The following is a 12,605-nucleotide window of genomic DNA, read 5'->3' as shown; positions in this document are numbered from 1 at the left end:
AGTAAAAACTCTAGATCTTATTCATTTTCAGTTAAAAAAACTTTGTGCAGCGCACGTACAGCCAGTTCTAAATACTTTTCGTCAATTAAAACTGATATCTTTATTTCTGATGTCGATACAAGCATCACTTTGATGTTTTCATCGGCAAGGGCATTAAAAAATAAACTTGCCACACCAGAGTGAGATTTCATCCCTACACCTACTGCAGACACCTTGGCAACATTGCTTATCCCTTTAATAGATTCTGCGCTGATACCATCTTGGTTACTGGTCAAAATTTCAAGCGCTTGCTCAAAATCATTCGTGTGCACAGTAAAAGCATAGTCTATTTTTTCAAAGTTATGATTAACTTGATTAATCATATCTATTTCGATGCCGAATTCTGCAAAAAGTTTCAAAATTTTTGCAAGGTTTTCCGTTCCTTGGTGCACGCCATTAACGTAAATCAGACTTTCGTCACGATTAAAGGCGATACCCGACACAATGTTTGCTTGCACATCCGGCTCCTCAAAACTGATCAAGGTCCCTTGATCCGGGTTAAAACTCGATAACACTCTGAGCGGTATATTGTATTTTCCTGCCGCTTCGACACTACGAATATGCAGTACCTTAGCCCCAAGACTGGCCATTTCGAGCATTTCTTCGAAAGTGACATGGCTCATACGTCGCGCATTTGGTTCAATGCGCGGGTCGGTGGTATATACCCCATCAACATCGGTGTAAATTTGACATTCGTCGGCATTGATAGCACCTGCAATCTCGACCGCAGAGGTATCAGTACCACCGCGACCAAGCGTGGTGATATTACCTTCAATATCACGGCCCTGAAAGCCTGCTATAATGGCAATACGGTTATGTTCAAGTTCATGCTTAAGACGAGTCGCAGCAATCTCTTCAATACGCGCTTTGCCAAACATATTATCGGTGCGAATGTTGACCTGATCAGCAAGCAAACTTACCGCTGAGTGACCACGTTTGATAATCGCCATCGCGAGTAGAGAAACTGATACTTGCTCACCTGTCGTTAGCAATACATCAAGCTCACGAGCACTGGGTCGAGAATCGATTTGTTTAGCGAGTTTAATTAGACGGTTAGTTTCTCCCGACATCGCCGAGAGCACCACCACAACTTGATGGCCTTGTTGCTTGGTTTTTACAACAAGGTCGGCGACGGCCTCAATTCGCTCTATTGAGCCAACTGAGGTGCCACCGAATTTTTGGACGATAAGTGCCACTAGTAGTTAAGAACGCTCAGATAACCAACCAGTTACACTTTCTAAGGCTGCAGCTAGGTTCTCTGGCTGAGTACCACCTGCTTGTGCCATATCAGGACGACCACCGCCCTTACCGCCTACTTGTGCGGCCATGTGATTTACCAGCTCACCGGCTTTCACTTTACCTGTTAGGTCTTTAGTTACACCGGCTATTAGGCTTACTTTATCGCCATTAGCTACGCCAAGGGCAATAACACCTGAACCAATCTTCGTTTTCAGGTCATCAACCATGCCACGTAGTGCTTTAGACTCAGTACCTGCAACATCAGCAACCAGTAGTTTAATACCGTTCACTTCAACTACAGAGTCAAGTAACGATGCACCTGCCGCACTTGCTAGCTTGTCGTTAAGCTGTGCAATTTGCTTCTCAAGGCCTTTTGATTTCTCAAGTAACGCAGTTACTTTTTCAAGTACTGTGCTGCTATCACCTTTTACTAGTGCTGCAACATCGTTTAACTGTTGTTCTTGCTCACTTACATAAGCAACAGCTTCAGCACCTGTTACTGCTTCAATACGGCGGATACCGGCAGCGATACCGCTTTCTGATACGATTTTAAATAAACCGATATCACCTGCACGCTTAACGTGAGTACCACCACATAGCTCGATTGAGTAATCACCAATGGTTACTACGCGAACTTCGTCGTCGTACTTTTCACCGAATAATGCCATAGCACCTTTTGCTTTTGCATCTTCGATAGCCATTAGCTCTGTTTCAAGAGCAAAGTTACGACGGACTTCATCGTTCACTGCGCGCTCGATTTGGCGTAATTCGTCTTTTGTTACAGCTTCAAAGTGAGAGAAGTCAAAACGTAAACGCTCTGGGTCAACAAGTGAACCTTTTTGATTTACGTGCTCACCTAAAATTTGACGTAACGTTTCATGTAAAATGTGTGTTGCAGTGTGGTTTTTCTTGATGCTATCGCGACGTACTGCATCAATTGTTGCCTCTGCTTTATCGTTTGTACCAATACGACCTTGTACACGGCCATGGTGTGCAAATGCATTACCAAGTTTCGTGGTGTTAGTCACTACAAACTCACCGCCAGCAACTTTTAACACACCCGTATCACCAACCTGACCACCTGATTCAGCGTAGAACGGTGTACGGTCTAAGATTGCAATACCTTCTTGACCATCTTCAAGTACAGAAACCGATTGACCTTCTGAGAAAAGTTCAACCACAGTACCTGTGTAATGTTCTGCATCGTAACCTTTAAAGTCTGTGTGTTTTTCAGACTTAAGTTGTTGGTTGTAATCAGCACCAAACTTACCAGCTTGCTGTGCTTGCTTACGCTGAACAGCCATACACTCTTGGAAGCCATGCTCATCAATCGTCATGAATCGCTCACGCGCAACGTCTGCTGTTAAGTCAGCTGGGAAACCGTAAGTGTCGTAAAGTTTGAATACTAAGTCACCTGGGATCACATCACCTTCGATGTCAGTTAGGCTTTCTTCTAAAATAGCCAGACCACGCTCAAGTGTTTTACCAAATTGCTCTTCTTCAATACGCAGTACTTTTTCGATAATTTCTTGTTGCTTAGCAAGCTCTGGGTACGCTTGACCCATTTGCTCAATTAGTGCAGCAACTAGCTTGTAGAAGAATGCACCTTTCGCGCCTAGCTTGTTACCATGACGAACGGCACGACGAATAATACGACGTAGTACATAACCACGGCCTTCGTTTGATGGCATAACACCGTCAGATACTAAAAACGCACACGAACGAATGTGGTCAGCCACAACGCGTAACGATTTATCATCTAAATCTTGTGCGTTTGTTACTTTAGCCGCTGCTGCAATTAGAGCTTGGAATAAATCGATTTCGTAGTTTGAGTGCACACCTTGTAAAATTGCAGAGATACGCTCAAGACCCATACCTGTATCAACAGACTGCTTAGGAAGCGGCTCCATTGTACCGTCGGCATGGCGGTTATACTGCATAAATACTAGGTTCCAGATCTCGATGAAACGGTCACCGTCTTCTTCAGGTGAGCCTGGAGGACCGCCCCAAATTTCTTCACCGTGATCGTAAAATATTTCAGAACATGGACCACAAGGACCTGTATCACCCATTGACCAGAAGTTATCGCTAGTTGCAATGCGAATAATACGATCTTCACTTAGACCCACTTCTTTATGCCAAATGTTGAAGGCTTCTTCATCATCGTGATAAATGGTAACAAGTAGCTTTTCTTGCGGTAGTTTCACAACATCAGTTAAAAACTCCCAAGCAAACTTGATTGCGTCTTGCTTGAAGTAATCGCCAAAGCTGAAGTTACCTAACATTTCGAAGAATGTATGGTGACGTGCAGTGTAACCTACGTTTTCAAGGTCGTTATGTTTACCACCGGCGCGAACACAACGTTGTGAGCTGGTTGCACGTGAATAAGGGCGGCTTTCCGCACCTAAAAATACATCTTTAAATTGCACCATACCGGCGTTATTGAATAATAACGTGGCATCGTTACCCGGGATCAGCGAGCTTGAAGGAACAATTTGGTGTTGTTTAGAGGCAAAAAAGTCTAAGAACTGTTGCCTGATCTGTGCGGTAGTCATATGCTGCATGTGAAAATCTCACCCGTTTATTGCTGTGCTTGCATTGCAAAATCAATTTGTTCGTAATTAAAGCCTCGATACATCAAGTAGCGTACACGTTTCGCTCTTTCTTTCTGATCGAGTTCTTTACCTGAATTTGAAAACTTCTTTAAATATGCGTCCTTTGCGAGTTCAAACCAATCGACTTCGAACTCCTCGAGCGTCTTATCTAGTAATGCTCGGTCTATCCCTTTTGCCATTGCTTCGCTCTGAATGCGTTTTACACCATGATACTTAGCTAAATGGCGGCGTACAAACCCTTCGCAATAGCGCTGTTCGTTAATAAAGTTGTGTGATTCACACCAATCTAACAAGCGCTCTGTGAACTCGGGCGTCGCCTCTTTTTGCTGTAACTTTCGCGTTAAATCCCGACGCGAATAATCTTGTCGAGACAATAACCAAAGTACGTAATTCTTTAACTTTTGTTCTTTATCATCCATTACGCGTCAAAGCGTCCTGATTGTGACTGTGCTTCAGGTGCTTTTGTTTGGTCATCACCTTTTGGCACAACTGGCATAAAAATGGCCTGAAAAGACACGAAGAAGCTAATGTAACAAATTGGCATTAAAACCAATAGTGGAATAAACGATAAAGGAATACAGATCACCATTAAAACAGCGCAAATTAGGCCATAAACACTCAATGGCGCCATATTATGGTAAAACACCATAAATGAGGTTTTTAAAACCTGAAACATATTGCTTTGCTTTTGAAAATAAACCAAAGGCACTGCATAAGCAAAAGCGGTTAAATACACACAGATCGCCAATAGAAATACCGCAACTTGCCCCATTGAAATGGTTGCCAATAAATCAGCAATGTGTGATTGGTTTTGTGGGTCGAAAGTCTGGCTCGAAATAACTGCGTAGGCATCTGCAAAAATGAAATTAGACAGTAAGGCCAGTAAAATACCTGCCGCCATCTGATACACGGCAACGCGCACTAAACCTATACGGTTTCCCTTATTACTAAACGGCTTAAAAATATCAGCTTGGCTGATAGTCCCGCCTTGCTGCTTAGTTAACACAGCTTGATAAAAACCAGCCATCAAAAATGGCGTCACAAATGCACCAACAACCTGCAGTAAAGGTAGCAGCAATGCCAAAAAGCTAATTATCACGATTAGCAGATGCATTAAAATAAAAGTCAAAGGTTGCAGCTTAAAGATTTCCCATCCAGCTTTAAACCATTTAACGCCTGCATCAGCTTTAAAAATACGTACTTCGATCGACATAGTTTCTCATTCAATAACGACAAAACGCACCGAGTATAACTGGGTGCGCTACTTGTTTATAGTCACCTGTAGTGAAATTTACTCAGGCTTTTTAATTTTTTTAATATCAAGCATGTGCGAGCCATGTTTGATTTTCGTTTCGAGGTAAGCTCGGTTACCTACCACACCCGCTTTAATGTGCGCATGAGTGCCAACCACTGAATCAACTTCAATACCTGCATCACGCAATGCTTTGAGCTTATTTGGGTTGTTAGTCATTAGCTTAACGTGCTTTTGATTGAGCGCTTCAAGCATTAATACCGCGTCTGAAAAGTCACGTAAATCATCAGCAAAACCCAAGTGGTTATTCGCTTCGTACGTATTCATACCTTGCGACTGTAGTACGTACGCATCAATTTTATTGTATAAACCAATGCCACGGCCCTCTTGGCGTAAATACAGTAAAATACCGCCTTGTTGGTGCATCATCTCGATACACTCATTTAATTGCTCACCACAATCACAACGTGATGAGTGAAATACATCGCCAGTTAAACACTCTGAATGCATACGAATTAAAGGGACATCTTGCTCTGTGTCTGCTTGATTAAACACTAAAGCAACATGTTCTTGGCCATCATTTAAGCCACTGAAAGATACGATTTCTGCAGGGATATCACTGTTTTTGCCAACATTCAGCTGGACTCTTGCTCTTACTTGCGCCACGACAAATCCAAATTAAAAAATAAATGCGATACTGCAAATGTGATTACAACAGCTTGAAGGTTGTAAGGATGCAACATACGACGAGTGATAACTAATATTGAGGCAGTTACCAGCAATTCAAGTATTATATACTCAAACCACCCCAAGATACGAGCTTTGCGCCTCGCTTTAGTGGCACTAACAAAACATCTTAAAAGCTCTGCTTTTTAGATCTAGACCTTTGAATTACAACACATTACCAAACAAACCACTGAAGATATTCGAAAAAACAGATTAGTTTAATCTCAATAAACCCCTAAGCCTTTATCAACCACCTATCAAAATAATAAAAATAACAGTGTAATGATGAGTCTCATCGCTGATTAATAACGCACTAAAAGCGCTAGATAAAACAATTATGAAGAATAACCAAAAAGTGATGATTGAAGCTTAAACTGCTCTGCTAACTCATCAATTATAACCCTTTGACTAAGCTTCAAATATCTTGAGCGTGGCCAAACAACATTGATTGGCATGACCGCACCTGAAAAGGTATCTAAAACACTAGTTAGTCTATTACTATCTAGCTGCTCTTGAATAAGCCATGTAGGTAATTGTGCAACACCTAAACCATTAAGTGCGGCATCAAGCATCGCATCTCCATCACTGAGCATATATCTGGCATTGATTAGCTGGTTAAATGACTGCTTTTTACTATCTTTGAATAACCATGTCGGCTGCGAAGAGCGCTTACTGCCAATAATACAATCATGAGTGAGTAAATCCGCTGGAGTGTCTGGCACACCATGTTGGTCAAAATAATCTTGACTCCCACAAACTGTGAGTTTTTGATAACCCAACAATTTTGCTACCAGATCGGCATCATCTTCTAATGTGCCGATACGTACCACCAAATCAACATTTTCATTTATTAAATTGATACGACTTTCACTAAAGTGAACTGCAAGCTCTAGTTTAGGATACTTGTTTGCTAATTTAGAAAGTATTGGCATTACATACTTACGGCCGAATGCCGCAGGTAAGTGAAGTTTTACTTGCCCTGAAACATTATGGCTACCAGCAGTGACTGCTTGCTCTAGGCTATCTATTTCAGCCAGTATTTTTACCCAGCCTTCAAAATAATGCTGCCCTTCTGGGGTTGCCATAATTTTACGAGTTGTTCGATGCAGTAACTTTGTACCTAACTTACTTTCAAGCCTAGTAACAGTTTTACCAACAGCGGAGCCTGTTAAACCTAACCGATTACCAGCTGCTGTGAATGTACCCATGCGTAGTGTTTCAACAAACTCTCGAATACCAAAGAAAGGACTATCTTCTGGTTTCATTATGGAATCTCAGGACAGAATAAATGGAATATTAGCTAGGTTATCATTTAAAAAGAAGATAATAAAATAGTGTTCACTTATTCAGCAACAGAGAAACATGATGAGCGAACGCAAACTTCTCGATTTACTCGAAAAAGAAGAGATCCGAACTCTTCGATTAAACTACAGCCAACTTTTAGACTCTGGCCAAATTCATAAAATGGAAGAAGTATTCACTAGCGACGCACGAGTCGAAGTAACAGTCGGTGAAATGAATGGAATTGAACAGATAAAGCAAGGATTAAAAAATGCTTATGATGAATTCGATACCCACAATAGAAAGCACTTCCCTTTTGTTCATGCCGTGATGAACCATCAAATAGTGCTAACAGATAAAACGACAGCACAGGGTGAGTGCTATCTAATTGACTTTGTTACAAGTAGGGAGCAAAGCGAATCTCCGCTTTTATTAGTGGGCCGATACTTAGATCACTATGAAAAAATCGACGGCCAATGGCGCATTAGCCACTCTAAACTTGATGTTGTCTGGCCAGCGAATTCGGGAGATCAGTAACATGAATAATCTACCAACTAGCTTTACAAATGTATTTGCCGACAACAAATTAACGCTGGGATTGCTCACTCCCCTTGAAGCTTACCCTAGCAGCCCTTTCCCTACCCTTAATGCTGATATAGCAACTGCTAAGCAGGCTGAACAAGCAGGTATTGCCAGTATTTGGTTTAGGGATGTGCCTTTTTACGACCCTAATTTTGGTGATGCTGCGCAGATGCTTGATCCATTTACTTACGCAGGTTTCATTGCTGCACATACAAATAAAATTACTTTAGGCACCGCAGGGGCTGTTTTACCATTACGCGATCCTATAATGGTAGCCAAACAAGCAGCCTCAGTAGACCATCTAAGTAATGGTCGTTTTGTGTTAGGGGTTTCGACCGGAGACAGGCCAGTTGAATACCCCGCTTTTGGTGTCGACTTTAACGCACGTGCTGAGCGCTACAGAGAGTCAGTTGAAATTATCAAAACATTACACCAACAAAGCTTTCCTAAACACATTAGCCAACATTACGGCGAGCTTGATGGTTCACTTGACCTTTATCCAAAGCCAGTTAACCAGCAGATACCCGTTATGGCCGTTGGTCGCTCAAGGCAATCATTTGAGTGGTTGGCTAATAATGTAAATGCTTGGATTTGGGCTGTTGATAATGAACAAGCCATCAGTGAAATCATTAACAACCTATCAGTTGCAAGCAATAGCAACACAAGCCCACATTACGGCTATGCGACATTTTTTGATTTAGATAAAAACCCAGATGCCCCGTATCAGCGTTTTTATAATGTTGTACGAATTGGTCGAAATGCCCTTATTGAGCGACTGTTAAAACACAGAGAGCTTGGCGTAAAACACATTGCACTAAATTTAAAACCTTCGCGAAGGGCTGCCCAAGATGTAATTGATGAATTGGGTAGCTTTGTTATTCCTGCACTTGAAAAAGAGCAAAGAGAGCCTGCTGTATGAGTACTCAAGAACAGCTCGAAAACTTAATAACTCAGTTTAAAGATAGCTGGTTACGCTCTGATAAGCACTCGCAAGCAAAGCTGTTTAGCTCTGATATCGTTTTCAAAAGCCATCACCATGGCTCTATAAATGGGCAAAAGCATGTATCAACAACCTTGAGTGAAGATTTCAAAAACTATGCAACGAGTGCTGAGTTTACGAATACGTTTACTGCACACCAAAAAGATTTTGCCGCAGCAAGCAGCTACGCTTATGTAGATGTAAATCATGGGCAAAAACGCTTTTTATGCGGTTGTACGTTTATTTTTCACTTCGTTTATGAAAACCAGCAATGGCTTATTAGCCACATGAAATTTCAGGTTAACTGGAATAAAGGACAGCAATCCTTGCTTCCTAACTGGAACATGCTTCCCGGTGTTCAAGGCTGGCAGCTAGTTGATGGTGCGCCAACAATCGTGAGTGAATTACACTCTCCTTGGGCATTAATTCGCAACTTTAAAGCCTCTGAGCCAAAGCAAGCTCTCATTGATCTCTATAACAAGTATGCATTTGCTGTTGATAACTGTGATATTAATTTACTTATTGATTGCTACAGCCAAGATATACAAGGCAGCTTTCCTCCTTTAGGTGATTTATCTGGTAGAGAAAGTGTTATAGGGAGTTTAAAAAACTTTAGACTGCTTGCGCCATTTTGGCAGCACTTTGCAAAGTTGGTCAAAATGGAGGTTAGCCAAGATAAAAAAGCAGCCCGCTTTATCATAGCCCGAATCATTCCCGAAAAACCCGTGAATGATAGCAATCAAAAAATCTATGCAGCTCACTATCAGTTAGCAGCAAGATTAGAGTCAGATAATTGTTGGCGGCTATACGAGTCGCATTACATATCAGGTTGGTTTGATGAGCAGAATTTACCCGAGTTTATAATCTAAAAATAAAGCGCTCAATGTGAGTGCTTTTTCATAAGTACCGGCCATTGGTCAGCTTTATCGATATTTTTACTTAATACAAAAACGCTGATACATTAAAAATTACTAGATACCTTGTGTCTAATGATGATAATGATTATCATCAACAAGTATTAATCGCCCTCTATCTCTGGGTAAAATAATAAGGAATATTATGAAAAAGAGCTCACTTGCCTTATGCATTGCACTACTATTTAGTCAGCAAGGCATTGCCAATGAAACAACCACCCAAGAATTTAACGACACCTACCGCGCTTATGTCGCTGCTGTAGAAAATAAGCAAGACAGTAGCGAACTTGCTAAAAAAGCGTTTGAGCTTGGCAAAGAGATTTATGGTGAAAGCGCCGACAACACCGCCAACCTAGCTGTTAACTATGCAAACAGCCTAGACAAAAGCGAACAAGAACAACGCTTTGAGTTATACCGTACAGCCTACGAAATACTCGAAAAAAACCACGGCAAGCTAAGTGTGCAAGTGTATGACTCATTAATCGGCATGGCAGAATCAACTCCCTCAGCAAAGCGTGCTGATACGTATCTTGATGATGTTATTGCTATTGCTGAAAAACAAAACTCAGACAAGCTTGTTGCTGATGCAAAAATGACCGCCGCTCGTATCCTTGCTTACAAAGGCACTGGCGAGCGCTATTACACAGCAAAGGAATATCTTGAAGAAGCTGATAAGTTCTACCAAGAAAACTTACCAAATAACGCTGTCGATCGGATCAGTGCTGACTTTTTAGTTGCCGCATTTGCAGAAAATCAACGTAAATACAGCACCGCCATTGAGCGTTTAAATCACGTAGTTAGCGTATTTGATCAAGAGCTAGACTTTGATCATCAAACCGAATTAAACGCCCATTCAAAGCTAGTTCACTTATACGAAAAAACAGGTAAAAGCGACGAAGCAACCAAACATTGCTTAGCGATTGCAAAAATGGTCCCGTGGAAAGAAAGCCAAGAACAAGAACCGTTATACCGCGTGCATCCTAAATATCCAAAATCAAAAGTTCAACGTATGGAAGATGGCAGTGTTGTAATGGAGTTTGAAGTAACCCCGTCAGGCTTTGTAGACAACATAACTGTGGTTGGCTCTGAAGGTGGCTCTGCATTTGAAAGAGAAGCCGTTAAAGCAGTGAAACAATGGCGTTATGCGCCTAAGTTTGAAAATGGTCAAGCTATTGCCGCAACTTCTCGGGTGCAATTAGACTTTAAAATCAACAACTAAATAACAGGGTCGCAATGCGACCCTTTTTAAAGCTTTTTATAACTTTTTAAGCAAGTTATCGGCTGCGTCCTCAATTAAATCGAGTACTTTTTCAAAGCCTTGATCGCCACCATAATAGGGATCTGGGATCTCGCTCTGCCCTGCGTCACCATGACTTAAAAACAGCGACAACTTATATTGTAAGTGCTCTGGACACTGGGCTTGCAAATCAGCAAGATTTTGCTTGTCTGCTGCGAGAATTAAGTCAAACTCATGAAAATCAGCTTGAGTCACTGGTCGCGAATAGATGCCTTTAAAACTATAACCGCGCTTTTCAGCTGCTGCTTTTGAGCGTGAATCAGGTGGATTACCTTGGTGGTAACCAATGGTGCCAGCAGAATCAACTTTGACATTGACCCCCAGCGCCTTGGCACGGCTACGAAGTACCGCTTCAGCAGTAGGTGAACGACAAATATTGCCTAAGCAAACAATCAAAACCTTTTTCATTATTCGTCCTTAAAATTGCTTTAAGATTGACTCATCATAACGTTCTGCATCAAGCGAGAGATTGTATTTATCTGCAACACTATCAAGCTCTGCCTGCTTAATTGCCAACTCATCCATGGTAATAGTGTTGTCATCAAGCTGCCATAACAAACGTGATCCCGCATAGCTGTAATGAATTGCTAATAAAGCATCTGCATTGCCCTCGCGCCCTGCTGCTTTTAACTTTGGCATTTTACGGGTGATTTTATTAAGCGCTTTTTTAAGCTCCCACACATAGACAATTTCAGTCATGTAATCATGGTTGCGGTATTTATTAAGCATAAAGCCCACCAGCAAACTACACATAACAACACCTAATAGGTTCCAATGAAAATGGCTACCGCTTGGGTCAGGAAATAACGCTATTAACGTTTGTGAAATGGCTAAACTGCCAACGGCTAAAGCAATTACACAAGCAATAATTACTTGGTTTAAATGTTTACGGTAACGGGCTTTATCTATTTGAATAAGTTTCATAACAACCTAAAAAACTTGTGAAAAATAAAAAGTGAAAAAAAATTTCACCCCTTTTTTATTTGCCAGCCGTTTTAGCTATGAAAGCAATTATCCAAAGAGGAACGGCTATGCATACTTTACCACTAAACTCAGCAAGCTTGAATAACAGCAATGCTGCTTTAAAGACAACCGCAGCAATTATTGGCGGCGGTGTCATGACCTTTGCAGCATTTGCATTTATGCAGTACTTAATTTCTGCTGAGCAAAGAGCCGATGTAAAAACAGGCCCCGATATCACAGTTGAAATTTATGAAGTACCAGAAGACTCAAAAGTGCAAGTAAAGCAAACACTGCCGCCACCACCAGTTGCTAAAATGCCACCAAAAACGCCGCCACGCCCAACGAGTGATAATCCAGATACGGTTGTGGTAGCAGATTTAACACCAACAATGACATTCGATAACATTGGCGACACGCTTAGCAAAAGCATTAACCAACCAACGGGAGATGCGACACCAATTGTGCGTATAAACCCTAAATACCCTCCGGTAGCAGCTCGCGATGGCATTGAGGGCTGGGTACAAATTAGCTTTAGTATTTCACCGACTGGCGAAGTGATTGACCCTGTTATTATTGATGCCGAGCCTAAACGGGTATTTAACCGTGAAGCAATTCGCGCAATTAAACGTTGGAAATATCGCCCTAAAGTTGTTGAAGGTGTGGCACAATTACAAACAAACCAAAGCGTTCAACTTGATTTTAAAATAGATGGATAACT

The 12,605-nt window shown here is 41.5% G+C and carries 13 protein-coding genes; 5 read left to right on the top strand and 8 right to left on the bottom strand.

Annotation, left to right across the window (positions count from 1 at the left end):
• Positions 1-17: 17 nt before the first annotated feature.
• From KQP93_RS04690 to KQP93_RS04665, 6 genes are all read right to left on the bottom strand, one after another.
• Entirely contained in the window at positions 18-1,235 is a 1,218-nt protein-coding gene (locus KQP93_RS04690; RefSeq protein ID WP_058585667.1) for an aspartate kinase, read from the bottom strand.
• 6 nt (positions 1,236-1,241) lie between these two features.
• Complete coding sequence (gene alaS / locus KQP93_RS04685) at positions 1,242-3,842, bottom strand: alanine--tRNA ligase (RefSeq protein WP_217876069.1); 2,601 nt, start codon at positions 3,840-3,842, stop codon at positions 1,242-1,244.
• A gap of 17 nt (positions 3,843-3,859) precedes the next feature.
• Positions 3,860-4,312, bottom strand: coding sequence for a regulatory protein RecX (locus KQP93_RS04680; RefSeq protein ID WP_054551279.1), 453 nt, complete (start codon positions 4,310-4,312; stop codon positions 3,860-3,862).
• Entirely contained in the window at positions 4,312-5,106 is a 795-nt protein-coding gene (locus KQP93_RS04675; protein ID WP_217876068.1) for a BPSS1780 family membrane protein, read from the bottom strand. Before KQP93_RS04675 ends, KQP93_RS04680 begins: the two co-directional genes overlap by 1 nt.
• A 78-nt stretch (positions 5,107-5,184) precedes the next feature.
• Complete coding sequence (locus tag KQP93_RS04670) at positions 5,185-5,811, bottom strand: GTP cyclohydrolase II (protein ID WP_054551277.1); 627 nt, start codon at positions 5,809-5,811, stop codon at positions 5,185-5,187.
• Between the two features lie 395 nt (positions 5,812-6,206).
• A complete protein-coding gene (locus tag KQP93_RS04665; RefSeq protein WP_217876067.1) occupies positions 6,207-7,136 on the bottom strand; it encodes a LysR family transcriptional regulator in 930 nt (309 codons plus the stop codon).
• A 100-nt stretch (positions 7,137-7,236) separates the two neighbouring features.
• Here KQP93_RS04665 and KQP93_RS04660 point away from each other — a divergent pair, with 100 nt between their 5' ends.
• From KQP93_RS04660 to KQP93_RS04645, 4 genes are all read left to right on the top strand, one after another.
• Positions 7,237-7,689, top strand: a complete 453-nt coding sequence (locus KQP93_RS04660; protein WP_217876066.1) for a nuclear transport factor 2 family protein — start codon at positions 7,237-7,239, stop codon at positions 7,687-7,689.
• Entirely contained in the window at positions 7,610-8,653 is a 1,044-nt protein-coding gene (locus tag KQP93_RS04655) for a TIGR03571 family LLM class oxidoreductase (RefSeq protein WP_217876065.1), read from the top strand. The genes KQP93_RS04660 and KQP93_RS04655 overlap by 80 nt, the downstream gene beginning before the upstream one ends.
• Positions 8,650-9,582, top strand: a complete 933-nt coding sequence (locus KQP93_RS04650; RefSeq protein WP_217876064.1) for a nuclear transport factor 2 family protein — start codon at positions 8,650-8,652, stop codon at positions 9,580-9,582. Before KQP93_RS04655 ends, KQP93_RS04650 begins: the two co-directional genes overlap by 4 nt.
• A gap of 190 nt (positions 9,583-9,772) precedes the next feature.
• Positions 9,773-10,846: an energy transducer TonB gene (locus tag KQP93_RS04645; RefSeq protein WP_217876063.1), complete on the top strand. Its 1,074-nt coding sequence runs from the start codon at positions 9,773-9,775 to the stop codon at positions 10,844-10,846.
• A 36-nt stretch (positions 10,847-10,882) separates the two neighbouring features.
• Here KQP93_RS04645 and KQP93_RS04640 read toward each other — a convergent pair whose 3' ends face one another.
• Both KQP93_RS04640 and KQP93_RS04635 read right to left on the bottom strand, forming a co-directional pair.
• Positions 10,883-11,332 (bottom strand): low molecular weight protein-tyrosine-phosphatase, encoded by a 450-nt coding sequence (locus KQP93_RS04640; protein ID WP_217876061.1) that lies wholly within the window; start codon positions 11,330-11,332, stop codon positions 10,883-10,885.
• Positions 11,333-11,341: 9 nt separating this feature from the next.
• Positions 11,342-11,848 (bottom strand): DUF3087 domain-containing protein, encoded by a 507-nt coding sequence (locus KQP93_RS04635; RefSeq protein WP_054560791.1) that lies wholly within the window; start codon positions 11,846-11,848, stop codon positions 11,342-11,344.
• A gap of 107 nt (positions 11,849-11,955) precedes the next feature.
• On the opposite strand from KQP93_RS04635, the gene KQP93_RS04630 reads away from it, so the two are divergent.
• Entirely contained in the window at positions 11,956-12,603 is a 648-nt protein-coding gene (locus KQP93_RS04630) for an energy transducer TonB (RefSeq protein WP_217876060.1), read from the top strand.
• Positions 12,604-12,605: the final 2 nt, after the last annotated feature.

Source organism: Pseudoalteromonas shioyasakiensis (genome assembly GCF_019134595.1).
GTDB classification, from domain to species: Bacteria; Pseudomonadota; Gammaproteobacteria; order Enterobacterales; family Alteromonadaceae; genus Pseudoalteromonas; species Pseudoalteromonas shioyasakiensis_A.
This window is presented reverse-complemented; position numbering and strand designations above follow the sequence as displayed.